Consider the following 17,907-nt stretch of genomic DNA (forward strand, 5'->3'; position numbering starts at 1 on the left):
GATTCCAATATAGGTTGTAAGGCCGCAGCTGTTAAGGGCAGGCCGATCGGCCGGAACCGAGGCCTGTTCGTAAGGCCGGCAAGCTGCGAAAAGTCACCGTCGCGGCAGTTGAGACCGCCGTCCGGCCGTGTTAGGGAGCCCCTGACGCGGGTGTAGCTCAATGGTAGAGCAGCAGCCTTCCAAGCTGAATACGAGGGTTCGATTCCCTTCACCCGCTCCAATGTTCTCAACAGCTTAGACGTTTCATTCCGACACGTCGCGCTTTGTCGACGACCATCGGCATTTGTCCCTGGGCCTTCGGCATGACGGCCACACATGTGGTCAAAGAAAACTATCGCTGTGGTCTGAGCAGGGGGCGCCACTGCCGGCATGTTCGATGACGTGGACGTGGCTCAGGCTCTTCGGTGGTTGAGGTATTGAAGAGCGAGCTTGATGAAATTGTGCACCACCATCGACGTCTCGTCCTCCCTGAACACCAGATACACATCGGCCATGGGCGGCGAGGGCCTGATCGGGCGGAAGACGATGTCGGTCGTTGTGAACCGCGCAATCGACCGCGGCACGAGTGCCACGCCAAAACCTGCGGCAATCAGACTTGGGATCGACTGGGCGTCGACGACTTGCTGGGAAACCTTTGGTAGAAAGCCGGCGTCGACACAGCACTTCTGCACGTAGCGGGCGAAATCGGAGCTGTCCGGATCCAGGACGACGTGATCCTCGGAGGCGAGATCACCGAGGGCGATGCGCTTGCGTTGCGCCAGCCGATGGCTGCGGGGCACGGCCAGAACGACCTCTTCGCGCCACGCCAGCTTGCTGGTCAGGTCGCGTTCGGCGGGAATGCCGCGAATGAGACAGATGTTGGTGGTACGGCCAAGGAGCGCGGCGATCTGCAGCGCCGGCGCCTGCTCATGCACGGTCATCTTGACCAATGGTGCGACCTTCCGGTAGGCCGCGAGCAGCTCGGCGAGACGCCCGCGCAAGATCGAGCCGGTCGCCCCGACATCCAGCGTTCCGACCAAGCCGGCGCCTATCGACCGGACCTCGTCTTCGGTGGCTTTGACCTGCTGCAGGATCGCGCGCCCCCGCACCAGCATGGCTTCTCCGGCCTGCGTCAACTCAACCCTGCGGCTGGTCCTGTAGAGGAGCTGGGTCCCGAGTTCGGCCTCGAGCGCCTGGACATGTTGGCTGAGCGGCGGCTGCGAGAGGTTCAGCCGTCGGGCGGCGAGGGTAAAGCTCCGCTCTTCGGCAACCGCGATGAAGTACCGGAGCTGGCGCAGATCCATAGCGAAAACCTATCAATCGTGTCGTTCTATATATTGGACTTGGCAACGAGGCTGGTCAACGAATGACCGGCGGAGACCTCTCGCGTGCTGCCGCGACCGAATGGCTCCATCCGCGGCGACTTCACGTCGCCGCCAACGATAAGTGTGGCGAAGGCTAAAGGCCGATCAAGCCAGACAAATGAAAGCCCAGCGAGCGAGGAAAGCCATGCCCAAGATTTTCAAGTCACTCTTCTTCCAGGTGGTCGTCGCACTTCTGGCCGGTATCGCTCTCGGCATGGCCTATCCGGATACTGCATTGCAGATGAAGCCCCTGGGCGACGGCTTCATCAAGCTGATCAAGATGCTGGTGCCGGTCATCGTGTTCTGCGTCGTGGTGCAGGGAATATCGGCGGCCGGCGACCTTTCAAAGGTTGGAAGGGTCGGCATTCGCTCGCTGCTCTATTTCGAGATCGTCACCACCATCGCCCTGATGTTCGGCATTGCGCTTGCTTATTATTTCCAGCCCGGCGCCGGAATGAACATCGATCCGAGGACGCTGGACGCCAAGGCGCTCAGCGGATTCAGCCAGACCGCGGCTCAGGTCGCCGGCGGCGGCGTCTCCGAATTCCTGATGAAACTCATCCCCTCGACCATCGTCGGTGCCTTCAGCTCCGGCGATGTTCTGCAGGTCCTGATCGTCTCGATCATGTTTGGCTGCGCCATGTCGTTGTGCGGCGAGCGCGCGAGGCCGGTGGTCGATTTCGTCGAGCGGGTGAACGAGATCATCTTCAAGATGATGAACTTCGTCGTCCGGCTTGCCCCGCTCGGAGTCTTCGGTGCGATCGCCTTCACTGTCGGCAAGTATGGCATCGGTTCGCTCAAGCAGCTCGGGGGACTCGTTGCCCTGTTCTATCTGGCGGTGTTCTTCTTCGTCGTCATCGTTCTTGGAGCGATCATGCGGCTGTCGGGCTTCAGCCTGTTCAAATTGCTCGTCTATCTGCGTGAAGAGCTGATGATCGTTCTCGGCACGGCCGCAGGCGACAGCGTGCTTCCGCAGACCATGCGCAAGCTCGAACAGCTCGGGATCAAGCGGTCGACGGTCGGTTTGGTCATCCCGACAGGGTACTCATTCAATCTGGATGCCTTCTCGATCTACTTGACCTTGGCGGCGGTCTTCATTGCACAGGCGACGAACACGCCGCTCGCCACGGGGGATCTCCTGGCGATCCTCGGCATCGCGTTGCTCACCTCCAAGGGGGCTCATGGCGTCCCGGGCTCGGCCATTGTCGTCCTCGCGGCGACGCTGGCTGCCATTCCGGCCATCCCGGCGATCGGACTGGTGCTGATCTTGTCGGTGGACTGGTTCATCGGCATCGCTCGCGCGCTCGGCAACTATGTCGGAAACTGCGTTGCCACGGTCGTCGTCGCCTCGTGGGAGGGCGACCTCGATCGGGCGAAGGCGCATCGCATCCTCGATGGTGAGATCGTGCCTTCAAGCGAGAACGTGCAGATCGATCCGGCCGGCGCGAACGCTCCCGTCGCGGGCCTGCAGACGAGCTGAACTGAGGCATTGGGTGACGATGGCGATACTCTCGATTGAGCCCTTGACCAGGCAGGCGTTCGCTCCGTTCGGAGACGTCGTCGAAACGGAAGGGTTGACGGCCCTGTCGATCAACCAGGGCTATGCCGAGCGCTACAACGAACTCGCCACTATCGATGTCGGCGCGGAAGGCGGACAAATCAACATCGGCTGGTTTGTCGCCTTTGCGCGCCCCGCGCCGATCGCCATTCGCCTGATGGAGCGTCATCCACTTGGAAGCCAGCTGTTTATGCCCTTGAACGGAGGGGACTGGCTGGTCGTCGTCTGCACCGACCCGCAAACACCCTCGAGCTATCGCGCGTTCGCTGCCAAGGGCAACCAAGGCGTGAATTATGCCCGAAACTGTTGGCACCACCCGCTTCTGGTTCTCAAGGACGCAAGCTCGTTCCTCGTCGTCGATCGCAAGGGTGGCGGTGACAATCTCGAAGAATATTGGCTGGACGAGACGATGCAACTCGATCTCAGGACAGCCGCAAGCTGACCCCGGTAACGACCACGAGGCTTGATGATGTCATCGCAAACCTATCACATCCCGCAAGGGGGCCTTCCGCCCCAGACGGATCTTCTGAGTGGCCGGGCGGTCTTTACGAACGCCTACGCCGTCATCCCCAACGGCGTGCAGCGCGATATCGTCGTCAGCCACCTGCCGCACTGGGACGGCACGCGTGTCTGGGTGCTGGCGCGACCGCTCTCCGGATTCGCCGAGACCTTCTCCCATTATCTTATGGAGATCGCGCCGGGTGGAGGAAGTGAGATTCCCGAGCCGGACAAGGATGCCGAGGGCGCGTTGTTCGTCGCGGGCGGCAGGTTGGTCCTGACATTGGCGGACAGGGAGCGTGAGCTCAGGCCCGGCGGCTTCGCCTATCTGCCACCTGGCTGCGCCTGGAGCATTCGCAACCGGGACCAGAGCCCGGCACAGCTTCACTGGATCCGCAAGCTGTATCAGCGCGTGCCCGGATTGGCCGAGCCCGAGGTGATAGTGACCCATGCAGACTCGGTTGAACCGGTAGCGATGCCGGGCACCGAGGGAAGATGGGCAACCACGCGCTTCATCGATCCGGCCGATATGCGGCATGACATGCACATCAATATCGTCACGTTCGAGCCGGGTGCGACGATCCCCTTTGCAGAGACGCACGTCATGGAGCACGGATTATATGTCCTCGAGGGCAAAGCCGTGTATCGTCTCAATCGGGACTGGGTCGAGGTCGAGGCCGGAGACTATATGTGGCTCCGCGCCTTCTGCCCGCAGGCCTGCTACGCAGGAGGCCCCGGTCGGTTTCGCTATCTGCTCTACAAGGACGTCAACCGGCACATGAATCTGCGGCAGGGAGCTCCGCTGATCTAACCTCGAATAACGTCAGTTTCGGGCAAGTCGGCTTCGGGTAGGGCCCCCGCTCCAATCGCCCCCAAAAGGGGAGCGGGTGATACGCTTCGGAATAATTTTTCCAGCATTTGCATAGCGCTTTTCCTGCCGGCTTCAGAATTGGAAGCTTAGTCGGGCATTAGTCCGGTTCTCGACGCTCCATTCGAGCGGCTTTTCGTCGGTCAGAAGGCGAACAATCAAGCGCTCCTGCTTTGCGCGTTGCGTTTGAGTTGTTGTTGCTTGTACTCGGCTTGCACGGCTGGGTCGTCATTGCTTCCACGAATAGTGTCGGCATCCCCCGTGCCGCCGTCGAGGCCTTTTGCCGCTGCGATGTGCTCTTTCAGATTGGAGACCGCCGACTGGATGTAAGATTTGAGATATTTGTCGAGGATGCCTTTGCCCGGATCATCCAATTCTTTTGTCAATGCTTGTAGGTAAGCGGTTTTATCCGTCGAGGCCCAATCGATACTGAAACCGGCGCGTTGAGCCAGTACGGAGTGAACCACCATGATCGTGCGACCATTGCCGTCCAAGAAAGGATGACCGTGAGCGAGATAGCCCATGACCTCTCCGGGTTTTTCGCGCATGGTCTTGGGATCGCTGCCGAGCTTCAGAGCGTGTTCGATCGCGTTTTGAATATACCCGGGATGTGCGAACAGAATGCCGCCCCGGCTCACGGCGATATTCGGCGCCGTTTGAAGACGGTCGTGCCCAGCCCACGGATACATAGCTTCGGTCTTGTGCGTGGTCAGTACGTCCGCGTAGGTCAGGGTCTTCTTTTTCTGAAGAGCGGCGAACGCCTCGTCGATCCCAGTCGTGAAAGAGGCATGTTCGAGCCGCCGTACAATCGCAGTCTTTCTCTTCGGCAAGATTACGTAGGTATCCGCGCGCTTCGAAGTCGCCGAAAGGATCGAAAGTCACGATCGGGCTTCACGAAGATAGCGGGCCTGAAGAATGATCATTTCGGAGCGTGTAATCCGCTCGGCGCGGACCAAACCAATGAGCAGCTGTTCGATCTCGTCCAACTCGACCGTATCGCCAGCTAGGCGCGAGATATCATGAGCCAATCGGTCGCTAGGACCCTCGGAGTAGGACACATGGAACGTCCGCGCGAGGGTCCGAATGTGCTCTGCTGTCGAGGTGGCGGTTAGCTTGTCCATATTCATAGTATAGCACTTCTTAGCTGAGATTACACGGGTTCATGACCCGGGAAAGCTCTATCCCTGTCGGACACGGCTCGCCTGCGCTGTCCCAGGAACCATCATCGCAAGCACGAGTTTCCCGGTCGGGCGGGACGAAAGTCACACGAGGTCAACCGTGCAAGACGACGTGCGCGTGCGCTCCACGGCTCAGATCGCGGGTCATCCGATTCACCCAATGCTGGTGCCGATCCCGATCGTGTGCTTCATCGGGGCGCTGTTCACTGATATCGCCTATGTCGCGAGCGCCGAGATCATGTGGGCGGATTTTTCCGCCTGGCTCCTGCTCGTCGGCGTCATCTTCGGCGTGCTCGCGGCTATCGCAGGCCTGACCGATTTCCTCGGCAACCGGCTGGTGCGGACGCAAGCGCCGGCCTGGCCGCATCTGATCGGCAACGCGGTGGCGCTGGTCCTTGCGATCTTCAACACGATGATTCACATGCGCGATGCCTGGACCTCGGTGTGGCCAACCGGGCTCGCGCTTTCGGCGCTGACCGTGCTGATCCTGCCCGTCACCGGCTGGCTCGGCTGGGCCATGGTCTATCGCCACGGTGTGGGAGTTGCGCGATGAAGTTCTCCATTGCCCGCGCGCTGTTGTGCTCTTCGTTGCTGTGTCTGGCCGGCTGCAATGACGGCAGCGGCGATCCGAAGGCGCAAATCGGCGCCAATCCGACGCTGCCGGAGATCCAGCAATATCTGCTGCCGCCGGTCCACATCGCCCGCATCGTCGGCTGGAAGAAGGACGAGACACCGGCCGTTGCCCAGGGCTTGCAGGCCAAGGCGTTCGCGACCGGCTTGCAGCATCCGCGTTTCCTCTACGTGCTGCCCAACGGCGACGTGCTGGTGGTGGAATCCAAGGCGCCGAAGGGGGCCGCGATCAAGCGGCCCAAGGAGATCGTCATGGGATATATCGAGTCCTGGGCGACATCGGGCGGCGGCGACACCGGGCCGGGTAACCGCATCACGCTCCTGCGTGACAGCAATGGCGACGGCGTGCCTGACACGCAAAGTGTCTTCCTCAACCGTCTCAACTCGCCGTTCGGCGTCGCGCTGGTCGGCAACGATCTCTATGTCGCCAACACCGATGCGATCGTGAAATATCCCTACACCGAGGGCGATACCAAGATCACCGCGCCCGGCACGGTGTTGACGCCGCTGCCAGGCGGGCCGATCAATCATCATTGGACCAAGAGCCTGGTCGCGAGCCCCGACGGCTTAAAGCTCTATGCCGGCGTCGGCTCCAACAGCAACATCACCGAAAACGGCATGGAGGCCGAGCACAATCGCGCTGCCATCCTCGAGGTCGATCGTGCCAGCGGCCGCTGGCGCGTCTTCGCAAGCGGCCTGCGCAATCCGAACGGCCTCAGCTTCGAGCCGCAGACCGGTGCGCTGTGGGCAGTGGTGAACGAGCGCGACGAGATCGGTCCCGATCTCGTGCCCGACTACATGACGTCGGTGAAGGACGGCGGCTTCTACGGCTGGCCTTACAGCTATTGGGGCCAGCACGTCGATCCCCGCGTCAAGCCGGAGCAGCCGGACCTCGTCGCCAAGGCGATCGTGCCGGACTACGCGCTGAGCTCGCATGTCGCCCCGCTCGGGATGGCTTTCAGCACCAGCACGAGTTTGCCGGCCGCCTATCGCAATGGCGCCTTCGTCGGTGAGCACGGCAGTTGGAACCGGCAGGTGCTGAATGGCTACAAGGTCGTGTTCGTGCCGTTTGCGGACGGCAAGCCGAGCGGGCCGGCGCAGGATGTCGTAACCGGCTTCCTCAACAGCGACAATCAGGCGCGCGGACGTCCCGTCGGCGTCGCCATCGACAAGACCGGCGCGCTGCTGGTGGCCGACGACAGTGGCAACACGGTGTGGCGGGTGACGGCGGTGCATCCACAGCTGACGCAACGTTAAGCGCGCCGGCGCGTTATCGGGCAGACGGTCTCTGAACGCCAAGCCAGGAGTTGGATCATGGGCCTTGCTCAATATGCCATCGTGCCGGTGCAGGACGAATGGGGCGTGCTGCACGACGGCGACGTCAAGAGCAGATACGCCACCAAGGAAGCCGCATTCGAATCGGCGGTTGCCGCGGCATCCCTTGCCCTTCGTGAGGGACATGAAGTCCATGTCAGCGTCCCTGGCCGCGAAGCCGGCGAGACTGCACTCGGTGTCTAGAGCGCCGCGACGCGGATAGCATTCGAGAGGAGGAGGCCAAGATGACCAAGCCTCGCGAGCAGAACGGCGTCGAGCCGCCGCTGTCCGAAGACGATATCCAGCGCGATCAGCTCGGCCCGCGCGGCGTGCCCGGCGCGCCCGACCCGGCCAGGATGACGCCGCAACGCGACAAGAAGACGCCGAAGCATATCGAGCCCGGCCACACCGCGTGAAGCGGCTCTGCGGCGGCTCATGATCTGACGATCAAACCGCCCGCGCCGCGCGGCAATCCCAACCGCAACCTCGGCACAGGGGTTGAAATCGAGACGGTCGGCTTCGATGCCATCGGGAGTGCCGGCCGCCAGTCCGCGCGCATAGCCGTGTCCGGGCGTTCGCCCGGCATAACATCATGTTAGGTTTATCGCATAACTGGGTAATTGTGTTAGCCCGGCGAAAGCCTATTGTCGCCCCCAATCAGACACCGACCGGCAGTGACAAGCGCTCGCGAAACTCCGCAGAGCGCCCGGAGATTGCTGCCCAATTTTCCAACGAAGCCCGCCAACGGGCCGTCAGCAAACCAGATTGGGAGGATTTTGAGATGGTCACGACGCGCGCGATCCATGACATGACTCAGTCCAGGAAGGCTGCCGCAAGCGGCTGGATCGGGTCGGCTCTCGAATATTATGACTTCTTCATCTACGCGACAGCCGCCTCGCTGATCTTCCCGCAGATCTTCTTCCCGTCGGACAATCCCACAGTCGCAATCGTCGCATCGCTTGCGACTTATGGCGTCGGATACGTGGCGCGGCCGATCGGTGCCTTCGTCCTCGGACATTGGGGCGACACGCATGGCCGCAAGACCGTTCTCATCCTTTGCATGTTCCTGATGGGCCTTTCGACGATGGCGGTAGGTGTCCTGCCGACGTATCAGCAGGCCGGCATCATGGCGCCGATCCTGCTCGTCATCCTGCGACTTGTGCAGGGATTTGCCGTGGCCGGTGAAATCTCCGGCGCGAGCTCGATGATCCTGGAGCACGCGCCGTTCGGTCGGCGCGGCTTTTATGCAAGCTTCGCGCTCCAGGGCGTGCAGGCCGGACAAATTCTCGCGGCAGCCGTCTTCCTGCCGCTGGCGGCCTATATGCCGACCGACGCCTTCAACAGCTGGGGCTGGCGGATTCCGTTCCTGCTCAGCTTCTTCGTCATCGTCGCCGGCTACATCATTCGCCGCGAAGTCGACGAAACGCCTGCTTTTGCCCGAGAGGACGAGCGGGGAGAAACGCCACGGGCTCCGATCGTCCAGGCCATCAAGCTGAGCTGGCCCGACATGCTGCGGGTCATCTGCATGGCGCTCATGAATGTCATTCCGGTCGTTGCGACCATCTTTGGGGCGGCCTACGCGGTCCAGCCGGCCTATGGCATCGGCTTTGCCAAGGACGTCTATCTGTGGATTCCGGTGCTCGGAAACATGCTGGCTGTGTTCGTCATTCCCTTCGTCGGCCATCTCTCCGACAAGGTCGGCCGCAAGCCCCCGATCATCGTGGGCGCGCTGCTCTCCGGCCTGCTCGCCTTCGGCTATCTCTATGCCATCAGCATCAGGAACGTGCCGCTCGCGATCCTCCTGTCGCTCCTGATGTGGGGCGTGGTCTATCAGGGCTACAACGCGATCTTCCCGAGCTTTTACCCGGAGCTGTTTCCGACGCGCACCCGTGTGTCGGCGATGGCGATCTCGCAGAACATCGGCACGACCATCACGGCATTGCTTCCTGCTCTGTTTGCGACCGTGGCTCCTCCCGGCTCGACCAACATTTCCTTGACGGTGGGGGCGATCGCCTTCGGCATCACTGTCATCGCGGCACTGGCGGCCGTCACGGCGCGCGAAACCTATCGGATCAGCATCGACGATCTCGGTAATCCCCAGGCCGTTCCCATGGCGCGGGCCGACTATGAGCGGCAGCGTGCGGCAGCAGCGGGCGGTGCGACCGCAATTCCGACCTGATCCGGACAGAACAAGGCCATGCCGCTGCAATTGACGAAGGTTGCAGCGGCAGGGCTTCACGCATAGCGTGACTAACGACTCGAACTTGTGCGCGCGAGCGCTGGAATCATGAGGTTGTTGGATGAACCCCGCTGTCGTTGCTGTCGCGATCACCGGCTCCGTTCCGCGCAAGAAGGACAATCCGGCGGTCCCCATCCTGCCGTCCGAGCAGATCGAATCGACGCAACAAGCCTTCGAGGCCGGCGCCACGCTTGCGCATATCCATGTTCGAAACGATGACGAGACGCCGTCCTCCAACCCCGAGCGATTTGCCCTGGTGCAGGAGGGGATCAGGAAGCATTGTCCGGGCATGATCGTCCAGTTCTCGACCGGCGGGCGGGGCCGCGATCCCTCGGCGCGCGGCTCAGCGCTTTATCTCAAGCCCGACATGGCCTCGCTCTCCACCGGCTCAGTGAACTTTCCGACGATAGTTTACGAAAACAGCGCCGCGCTGGTCGAAACGCTCGCCACCAGCATGAAAGCGAATGGCATTTTGCCGGAAATCGAGATCTTCGATTTGTCGCATCTACATGGCGCCCGCCGCCTGATCGAGGCGGGCCTGATCGACCAGCGTCCGCACGTGCAGTTCGTCATGGGCGTCAAGAACGCGATGCCGGCGGACGAACATGTCCTCGACATCCTGTTGGGAGAGCTCAGGCGGCTGATCCCGAAAGCAACCTGGACTGCAGCCGGAATCGGGCGCCATCAAGCCGAGGTCATGGGCTGGGCGCTCGCGCGGGGCGCCGACGCGGTTCGCACCGGGCTCGAGGACAATATCAGGATCGACAAGACGCGCCTGGCCGCCAGCAACGCAGAGCTGGTGGCCATCGCGGCCGAGGCCGTCGCACGGCACGGCCGGCGCGTCGCGACCGCGACTGAGGCGCGATCCTTGCTCGGGATCGCAGGGTAGGGCAACCGTCCACCGGTCGACATGCTCCCGGCTGCCTCCTGCCATTCGGCGGCCGGCGTTCCCGTGCGCCGAGTCTCCGGATATGACGGGGGCACAGGCGCGATCGGCGCCTGGCGGGCAGGCGACATTTGGAATGCGGTTCTTGAAATCTGACAGCAGGCTCATTGGGGTCCTGCTGGTGCTCGCGATCACGCAGCTGGTCGGATGGGGCACGATCGGGCTTCCCGCCATCATCGGGCGCGACCTTGCGGCGGATCTCGGCATGAGCCTGCCGGCGGTGTTCGCGGGGACGTCCGTTCTCTATGTCTCGATGGGACTGTGCGCCCCCTGGCTCGCCAAGTCGTTTGCGCGGCATGGCGCGCGGACGGTCATGATGATCGGCACGATCGTCACTGTGCCGGGCTTCGTGCTGCTGTCGCTGGCGCACGAGCCGATGCTCTATTTCGCCGCCTGGATCGTGCTCGGCATCGCCGGCAGCGCCACGTTGTCGACCGGCGCCTATATCATGCTGAACGAGGTTGCCGGGCGGCAGGCCAAGAGCGCGATTGGCGCGCTCATGCTGGTGACGGGACTGTCCAACAGCATCTTCTGGCCGGCCACATCGTTCCTGAGCGGTCACCTCGGCTGGCGTGGTACATGCCTCGTCTATGCCGCCATGTTGATTCTCGTTTCGCTTCCCCTCTATGCGTTCGCGGCTCCGCGCCGGAGAGGCGCCGAAGGCGATGGCGGTGCGCCGGCCAAGCCTGAGGATGCGCCTCCAATTGGGCGGAGCACGTTTCGTCTCGTCGTGGCCGCGATCACCCTCAATGCCTTCGTCAATTTCGGCCTTTCCGCCATTCTCATCGAGCTGCTCCGGGCGGAGGGACTGGCGCCGGCGCAGGCCATTGCCTTCGGCTCGATGCTCGGTGTGATCCAGGTCAGCGCGCGCGGGCTGGACTTCCTCGGGGGCGGGCGATGGGACGGCATCACGACCGGCCTCGTCGCAGGCACGGCCTTGCCGGTGGCGATGCTGCTGCTGATGATGAGCGAGGGCACGACCTGGGCAGTCGCGGTCTTCATCCTGCTCTATGGCGCCGGCAGCGGCGCAATGGCGGTGGCGCGGGCGACCATCCCGCTGGTGTTCTACGACCAGGCCGCGTTCGCCAAGGCCATGTCGATGATCGCGCTGCCGCTCAATCTCGCCTCGGCAGTCTCGCCGCCGCTCCTCGTCGGTTTGCTCACGGAGTTCGGCAGCCGCGGCGCGCTCGGTCTCACCTTCGTCTGCTCCTGCGCGACCGTGCTGATCCTGGTCCTGCTCGGCCGGCGCCGGCCGCGAATTGTCGCCGCAGCCCTGACCTAAGAAAAAATATTCACGGCGCGGAATTCGACGTCCAGAGCCGATGCTGTCGCCGGGCAGGGGATGGCCGTATGCCGCCAGTGCAGTGCTCGACGCCCGAAAATGGTGTATCCGCAAGGAGCGCGGCCAGAGCTTCGAGCCGCCGCGCCAAGATTCCAGTTCCCCGGAGGAAATCGACATGTCGGCCTTGCCGCTTTCAGGCATCAAGATCCTTGACCTCACCCGCGTGCTCGCAGGACCCCTGTCGGCCCAGATGCTGGCGGACCTGGGCGCGGAGGTCATCAAGATCGAGCGGCCGGGCACCGGCGACGACGCGCGCGCCTTCGGCCCGCCTTACCTCGCCGATCCCGAGGGCAAGGCGAACAACAACAACTCGTTCTACCTCTGCGCCAACCGCAACAAGAAGTCGGTCACGGTCAACATCGCCAAGCCGGAGGGGCAGGCGATCATCCGCGAGCTCGCCAAGGACGTCGACGTCTTCATGGAGAACTACAAGGTCGGCGATCTCAAGCGCTACGGCCTCGACTATGAATCGATCAAGGCGATCAATCCCGGCATCATCTATTGCTCGGTGACCGGCTTTGGCCAGACCGGCCCATACGCGCCGCGCGCCGGCTATGACGCCATCCTGCAGGCGATGGGCGGCCTGATGAGCGTCACCGGCCATATCGACGGCGAGCCGGGCGAGGGCCCGATGAAGGTCGGTCCCTCGATCGTCGACTACATGACCGGCATGAACTCATCGATCGGGATTCTCTCGGCGCTCTATCATCGCGACGCCAATGGCGGGGCGGGACAGCACATCGACGTCTGTCTGTTCGATACTGTCATCGCGTCGTTGTCGCACTGGCTCCAGATCTACCTCGTCAACGGCAAGACACCGCCGCGCCGCGGCACCTGGGGCAATGGCGGCATGCCGGCCGGCGTGTTCCGCTGTACCGACGGTGAGCTGATGCTGGTGGTCGGCAATGACGGCCAGTTCCAGCGCACCTGCGCCGTGCTCGGCGAGCCCGAGCTCGCCAGCGACAAGCGCTTCATCAAGAACAACGACCGCGTCGTGCACGGCAAGGAGATCATGGCGATCTTCGCCGGCCTGTTCCTGAAGAAGCCGGTGGCCTATTGGCTGGAAAAGCTCGAGGAGGCCGGCGTGCCCTCAGGGCCGATCAACAATTTCGAGCAGGTGTTTTCCGATCCGCACGTCCAGTCGCGCGGCATGCGGGTGAAGGTCCACCATCCCTTCGAGCCCGATCTGTCGCTGGTCCGCAACGCGCTCACTTTGTCCGAGACCCCGATCAAGGACTACCGCGCGCCGCCGCTTCTGGGCGAGCACACCCAGGAGGTGCTCACCGGCAAGCTCGGCTATGATGCCGGCCAGATCGAGACGCTGAAGCAGCAGGGCATCATTTAGCGCACTTCGGGGGGACGGCGGTCGCAACCGCCGACGAAGCCCGCGCAATGCTCGGGCTTGCCTGAAGCTTGCCCGCAATCCCCAGATAATCCCGGTCCGTAGTCGCACAGGCTTTCGCCGCGCGCCCGATTCTGATCCGATCTCTCCACTTGAGCGGGAGGGAAGCGAATGTCCTACACGATCGGGTTCCAGGCCAAGAACCAGAAGGGAATTCTGGCGACCGAGGCGGCGACCGCAAATCAGGCCGTCGCCATCATTGCCGCGCTGCGGCAAAGTTCCGATGAGATCAAGTTCATCCGTTCACCGCAGGAAGGCGAGATGGGCATCGAGATGCTGCTGCTGCTCGCCAAGGAAGAGGCCGAGGAGATGCCGCAGCGGGTCTAGGGCCCGCCACACTTCGATCGAAAGCGAACCATGCCGGCTGCAATATGATGTAGCACGGCTCGCTCGAACCGAAGGTGGCCGCCATGAAACGCGAAGCGCTCCGCGTCGAACCGATCTCGACGTTTCTCGACCGCTGGAAGGCGCCGACCTCGCCGGTGACGCGCGCCGGCAATATGATCTTCGTCGCCGGCCTGCCGCCGTTCGACCCCGAGACGGGCGAGATCGTCTCCGTTCCGATCGAGCGGCAGAGCGAGCTCGTCATGGAGCAGATGAAGCTGTGCCTTCAGACGGCCGGCGCCTCGCTCGACAACGTCATGAAGTGCAACGTCTACTGCACCTCGACGAAGCATTTCGCCGCCTTCAACACCGTCTATGCGCGCTACTTCCCGCTCGATCCGCCGGCGCGGATCTTCGTCTGCACGCCGGAATGGTTCGGTCCCTTCGACGTCGAGATCGACTGCATCGCGATGATGTAAGGGGCGATCCTTTCGCTTCTCTCCGCAAGCGGTAGGGCTATCGCATATGGCGTGAATAATGCTTCGGCATCGGCAGTGGGCTCCCTCTCCCGCTTGCGGGGGAGGGCTGGGGTGGGGGTGCCTCCGCGTCGGGATTGTCGAGAATTGCGGAGGCGATCCCAGTGCGGTGAGAGCCCTCACCCGCCGCGCTCGGGACGATGCTTCGCATCGCCCGGGACGCGTCGGCCTCTCCTGCTTGCGGGAGAGGCCGAGCAAACTCGCGGGTGGTCCCCGCGAAATGCATATGCGATAGCCCTACCGCAAACGGGGCGAGGGAGCGCAGCGTCGGTGTGGCTACCTTTTCGACTAACGCGCCGCCACCTTTGACGACACCTTCGTCTCGGCCTTTCCCGCCGTCAGGGCCATCGTCGCGACGCTGACGACGCGGGCGACCACGTCCTCGACGTCGTCGAGATCGCATTTGCCTTCCGACAGCTTCGTCAGCCGCTCGCTCTCGCGGATGGTGTGGTGCGCCATGGCGAGCGCGAAGTTCAGGCCCCAATAGATCTCGACGTCGCTGCGCTCGGGCAGGGATCTCCGCATCGCGCCGGCGAATTTGCGCAAATGGTCGATCTCGCGGTTCTTGATGCGGCGGATCGGCGGCACGGATTCGATCGAGGCGCGGATCATGAAGCGTGCCGCAGTGGAGCGCTGGTTCTCGGGGCCGAGGCAGCCGCGCAAGGTCGGGCCGACGAGCGCGCGCAAAATCACCTCGATGGGCGCGCGCCCGCCGCCTTGCTCCTCCGCCGCCTTCAGTTCGCGCAAGCGCTCGCGATTGGTCGCGATCGAGCGCGTGACGAACAATTCGGCGATCAATTCATCTTTCGAGCCGAAATGATAGTTCACCGCGGCGAGATTGACATTGGCCTCCGCGACGATGTCGCGCAGCGTCACGTCGCCGAAGCCGCGATCGGCATAGAGCCGTTCGGCGGCGGCGAGAATGGCAGACCTCGTATGATCGCTGGCCATGAGTGCCCTGGATGAGGGGAGTTGCAATTCAAACAGTTGTATGAAACTATCGTTTGAAGGCCGGAAATGTCAATCCGTAATCGGGACTCGTTCGCAACTTGCGATTCCGTTCCGAGGCGGCCGCAACGCACGCGCATTCGCGCTTGCGGGTCGCGCGCGGCGGCGGGACAGTCCGGCGCAAGAGATTGTTCAGAGAGCAAGACGAGGAGCGTCCTATGGATTTCGATCTGTCCCCCAAGCAGAAGGAATGGCTCGACCGCGTGCAGTCCTTCATGGCCAAGCACGTGCGCCCGGCGGTGCCGGTCTATGACCAGCAGGACAAGAGCGGCGACCGCTGGAAGGTGATTCCGGTCCTGGAAGACCTCAAGAAGAAGGCGAAGGCCGAGGGCCTCTGGAACATGTTCCTGCCGCCGTCGGAGCACGAGGATGACGAATTCCGCGGCGCGGGGCTGACCAATCTCGAATATGCGCTGCTCTCGGAAGAGATGGGCCGCATCACCTGGGCCTCGGAGGTGTTCAACTGTTCCGCGCCCGACACCGGCAACATGGAAGTGTTCATCCGTTACGGCTCCAAGGAGCAGAAGCGCAAATGGCTGCGCCCGCTGATGGACGGCGAGATCCGTTCCGCCTTCCTGATGACGGAACCAGCGGTGGCCTCGTCGGACGCCACCAACATCGAGACCCGCATCGAGAAGGACGGCGACCACTACGTCATCAACGGCCGCAAATGGTGGTCGTCCGGCGTCGGCGATCCCCGCTGCAAGATCGCGATCCTGATGGGCAAGACCGATTTCAAGGCGGCCAAGCACCAGCAGCAGTCGCAGATCCTGGTTCCGCTCGACACCCCCGGCATCAAGGTCGAGAAGATGTTGCCCGTGTTCGGCTTCGACGACGCGCCGCACGGCCACGCCCAGGTGCTGCTCGAGAACGTGCGGGTGCCGAAGGAGAACATCCTATTAGGGGAAGGCCGTGGTTTCGAGATCGCGCAGGGCCGTCTCGGTCCGGGACGCATTCATCACTGCATGCGCACCATCGGCAAGGCCGAGGAGGCGCTGGAGAAGATGGTGAAGCGGCTCGCCTCGCGCACGGCCTTCGGCAAGAAGATCGTCGAGCATTCGGTGTGGGAGCAACGCATCGGGGAGGCCCGTACCAATATCGAGATGACGCGTCTTCTGTGCCTCAAGGCGGCCGACATGATGGACAAGGTCGGCAACAAGACCGCGCAGGCCGAGATCGCGATGATCAAGGTCGCAGCGCCCAACATGGCGCTGAAGATCATCGACGAGGCGATTCAGGCCTTTGGCGGCGGCGGCGTCTCGGATGAAGCCGGCCTTGCCAAGGACTACGCCCACATCCGCACGCTGCGGCTCGCCGACGGTCCGGACGAGGTGCACAACCGCGCCATTGCCAGACTTGAACTTCGGAAGTATGCAAACTCTCCAAGTCACTAAACAAGTCATCGAGAGGGAGAGCCGGACGGCGTTCCCGACTTGACGAAGCGACAGGGCATGATCCGCGTCGGATGACCGCTTGACGCAAGTGCGCCAGTGGTTACCGATTAGGATCATGCTCGACCTGAAAAGGTCAGGACTGAAGAGGGAGCGTCATCGTGGCTGACGGCGTCAGGAAAGACGAGGAGTTTTCGGGCACCAAGCCGGTCGAGGAGCGGCATCGTTTCGACGAACTGCGGCTCGAGGCCTGGATGCGCGACAACGTCGAAGGCTATGAGGGCCCGCTGGTCGTCCTCCAGTTCAAGGGCGGCCAGTCCAACCCGACCTATCGGCTCGACACGCCGAACCGTTCCTATGTGATGCGCCGAAAGCCGTTCGGCAAATTGCTGCCTTCGGCGCACGCCGTCGATCGCGAATACCGCGTGATTGCAGCCCTTGGAAAACAGGGCTTTCCGGTCGCGCGCGCCTACGCGCTGTGCCAGGACGATAGCGTCATTGGCGCTGCCTTCTACATCATGTCGATGGAGGAGGGCCGGGTGTTCTGGGATCCGACGCTGCCGAGCCAGGATGCCGATGCGCGGCGCAAGATCTTCACCAGCAAGATCGAGACGCTGGCGCAACTCCACATGTTCGATCCCGTTGCGATCGGACTTGGCGACTTCGGCAAGCCCGGCAACTACTTTGCCCGCCAGATCGACCGCTGGACCAAGCAGTACCGCGCCTCCGAGACCCAGCACATTCCGGAGTTCGAGAAGGTCGCCGAATGGCTGCCCAAGACCGTGCCGGAGCAGGCGCGCGTCTCCATCGTCCATGGCGACTATCGTCTCGACAACATGATTTTCCATGCGACGGAACCGCGTGTGCAAGCGGTGCTTGACTGGGAGCTGTCGACGCTGGGCGATCCCATGGCCGACTTCACCTATCTGTTGATGCAGTGGATCATGCCGGGCTTGCAAGGCGTCGATCTCAAGGCGCTCAACATCCCGAGCCTGGAAGAGGCCGCGCAGATCTACTGCAGCGTCACCCAGATGAACGTGCCGGACCTCAACTGGTACTTCTCCTACAATCTGTTCCGCCTCGCCGGCATCACGCAGGGTATCGCGGGGCGCATCCGCGACGGCACCGCCGCGAATGCAAAAGCGCTCGAATCCGCCAAGCGCACCGTGCCGCTGTCGAAGGCATCGTGGGAATACGCGCAGAAGGCGGGCGCAATTTAGGAAGAGCGAAGGCGCGGCCGGTGGCCGCGCCTTTTCTCATTTGTGGTTGGCCGTCCCCACACACCTCCGGTGTCATTGCCCGCGAAAGCGGGCAATCCAGTATTCCAGAG

General features: G+C 62.8%; 19 protein-coding genes and 1 tRNA gene. 16 read left to right on the forward strand and 4 right to left on the reverse strand.

What is annotated here, in order from left to right:
- Nucleotides 1–146: 146 nt before the first annotated feature.
- A tRNA-Gly gene (locus tag ACR9YP_RS20340) sits at nt 147–220 on the forward strand.
- 172 nt (nt 221–392) lie between these two features.
- Here the strand turns inward: ACR9YP_RS20340 and ACR9YP_RS20345 are convergent.
- On the reverse strand, nt 393–1,283 hold the full coding sequence (locus ACR9YP_RS20345) for a LysR substrate-binding domain-containing protein (RefSeq protein WP_438107432.1): 891 nt from the start codon (nt 1,281–1,283) through the stop codon (nt 393–395).
- A 205-nt stretch (nt 1,284–1,488) separates the two neighbouring features.
- Here ACR9YP_RS20345 and ACR9YP_RS20350 point away from each other — a divergent pair, with 205 nt between their 5' ends.
- Genes ACR9YP_RS20350 through ACR9YP_RS20360 form a run of 3 tightly spaced genes read left to right on the forward strand, consistent with a single transcriptional unit; the run spans nt 1,489 to nt 4,210 of the window.
- On the forward strand, nt 1,489–2,823 hold the full coding sequence (locus tag ACR9YP_RS20350) for a C4-dicarboxylate transporter DctA (RefSeq protein WP_474220975.1): 1,335 nt from the start codon (nt 1,489–1,491) through the stop codon (nt 2,821–2,823).
- Between the two features lie 19 nt (nt 2,824–2,842).
- Nucleotides 2,843–3,343 (forward strand): ureidoglycolate lyase, encoded by a 501-nt coding sequence (locus ACR9YP_RS20355; protein ID WP_474221097.1) that lies wholly within the window; start codon nt 2,843–2,845, stop codon nt 3,341–3,343.
- Between the two features lie 27 nt (nt 3,344–3,370).
- Nucleotides 3,371–4,210 carry a bifunctional allantoicase/(S)-ureidoglycine aminohydrolase gene (locus ACR9YP_RS20360; protein ID WP_474221098.1) on the forward strand — a complete coding sequence of 280 codons (840 nt, stop codon included), beginning with the start codon at nt 3,371–3,373 and terminating at the stop codon, nt 4,208–4,210.
- A gap of 215 nt (nt 4,211–4,425) precedes the next feature.
- On the opposite strand, the gene ACR9YP_RS20365 is transcribed toward ACR9YP_RS20360, so the two are convergent.
- Entirely contained in the window at nt 4,426–5,097 is a 672-nt protein-coding gene (locus ACR9YP_RS20365; RefSeq protein WP_474220977.1) for a Fic/DOC family protein, read from the reverse strand.
- Between the two features lie 48 nt (nt 5,098–5,145).
- Nucleotides 5,146–5,394 (reverse strand): hypothetical protein, encoded by a 249-nt coding sequence (locus ACR9YP_RS20370; RefSeq protein ID WP_474220979.1) that lies wholly within the window; start codon nt 5,392–5,394, stop codon nt 5,146–5,148.
- A 151-nt stretch (nt 5,395–5,545) separates the two neighbouring features.
- On the opposite strand from ACR9YP_RS20370, the gene ACR9YP_RS20375 reads away from it, so the two are divergent.
- The 10 genes from ACR9YP_RS20375 (at nt 5,546) to ACR9YP_RS20420 (ending at nt 14,121) form a co-directional block, all read left to right on the forward strand.
- Nucleotides 5,546–5,998 carry a DUF2231 domain-containing protein gene (locus ACR9YP_RS20375; RefSeq protein WP_474216918.1) on the forward strand — a complete coding sequence of 151 codons (453 nt, stop codon included), beginning with the start codon at nt 5,546–5,548 and terminating at the stop codon, nt 5,996–5,998.
- Nucleotides 5,995–7,332: a PQQ-dependent sugar dehydrogenase gene (locus ACR9YP_RS20380; protein ID WP_474216919.1), complete on the forward strand. Its 1,338-nt coding sequence runs from the start codon at nt 5,995–5,997 to the stop codon at nt 7,330–7,332. The genes ACR9YP_RS20375 and ACR9YP_RS20380 overlap by 4 nt, the downstream gene beginning before the upstream one ends.
- A 57-nt stretch (nt 7,333–7,389) precedes the next feature.
- A complete protein-coding gene (locus ACR9YP_RS20385) occupies nt 7,390–7,593 on the forward strand; it encodes a hypothetical protein (protein ID WP_091889217.1) in 204 nt (67 codons plus the stop codon).
- 41 nt (nt 7,594–7,634) lie between these two features.
- Nucleotides 7,635–7,805 (forward strand): hypothetical protein, encoded by a 171-nt coding sequence (locus ACR9YP_RS20390; protein ID WP_164934807.1) that lies wholly within the window; start codon nt 7,635–7,637, stop codon nt 7,803–7,805.
- Nucleotides 7,806–8,170: 365 nt separating this feature from the next.
- Nucleotides 8,171–9,568, forward strand: a complete 1,398-nt coding sequence (locus ACR9YP_RS20395; RefSeq protein ID WP_474216920.1) for an MFS transporter — start codon at nt 8,171–8,173, stop codon at nt 9,566–9,568.
- Between the two features lie 121 nt (nt 9,569–9,689).
- Nucleotides 9,690–10,517 carry a 3-oxoadipate:acetyl-CoA acetyltransferase gene (locus ACR9YP_RS20400; RefSeq protein WP_474216921.1) on the forward strand — a complete coding sequence of 276 codons (828 nt, stop codon included), beginning with the start codon at nt 9,690–9,692 and terminating at the stop codon, nt 10,515–10,517.
- Between the two features lie 133 nt (nt 10,518–10,650).
- Nucleotides 10,651–11,856, forward strand: a complete 1,206-nt coding sequence (locus tag ACR9YP_RS20405) for an MFS transporter (protein ID WP_474216922.1) — start codon at nt 10,651–10,653, stop codon at nt 11,854–11,856.
- A 175-nt stretch (nt 11,857–12,031) separates the two neighbouring features.
- Nucleotides 12,032–13,261: a CaiB/BaiF CoA transferase family protein gene (locus tag ACR9YP_RS20410; protein ID WP_474216923.1), complete on the forward strand. Its 1,230-nt coding sequence runs from the start codon at nt 12,032–12,034 to the stop codon at nt 13,259–13,261.
- Between the two features lie 168 nt (nt 13,262–13,429).
- A complete protein-coding gene (locus ACR9YP_RS20415) occupies nt 13,430–13,645 on the forward strand; it encodes a hypothetical protein (RefSeq protein ID WP_091889205.1) in 216 nt (71 codons plus the stop codon).
- 83 nt (nt 13,646–13,728) lie between these two features.
- On the forward strand, nt 13,729–14,121 hold the full coding sequence (locus tag ACR9YP_RS20420) for a RidA family protein (RefSeq protein ID WP_474216924.1): 393 nt from the start codon (nt 13,729–13,731) through the stop codon (nt 14,119–14,121).
- A 345-nt stretch (nt 14,122–14,466) separates the two neighbouring features.
- Here the strand turns inward: ACR9YP_RS20420 and ACR9YP_RS20425 are convergent, their stop codons facing one another.
- Nucleotides 14,467–15,129, reverse strand: a complete 663-nt coding sequence (locus tag ACR9YP_RS20425; RefSeq protein ID WP_128933117.1) for a TetR/AcrR family transcriptional regulator — start codon at nt 15,127–15,129, stop codon at nt 14,467–14,469.
- Nucleotides 15,130–15,344: 215 nt separating this feature from the next.
- Between ACR9YP_RS20425 and ACR9YP_RS20430 the strand changes: the two genes are divergently transcribed.
- Both ACR9YP_RS20430 and ACR9YP_RS20435 read left to right on the forward strand, forming a co-directional pair.
- Nucleotides 15,345–16,580: an acyl-CoA dehydrogenase family protein gene (locus ACR9YP_RS20430; protein WP_128933118.1), complete on the forward strand. Its 1,236-nt coding sequence runs from the start codon at nt 15,345–15,347 to the stop codon at nt 16,578–16,580.
- A 158-nt stretch (nt 16,581–16,738) separates the two neighbouring features.
- Nucleotides 16,739–17,797 carry a phosphotransferase family protein gene (locus ACR9YP_RS20435; protein ID WP_474216925.1) on the forward strand — a complete coding sequence of 353 codons (1,059 nt, stop codon included), beginning with the start codon at nt 16,739–16,741 and terminating at the stop codon, nt 17,795–17,797.
- Nucleotides 17,798–17,907: the final 110 nt, after the last annotated feature.

The sequence above is a fragment of the Bradyrhizobium sp. BR14999 genome, assembly GCF_056106085.1.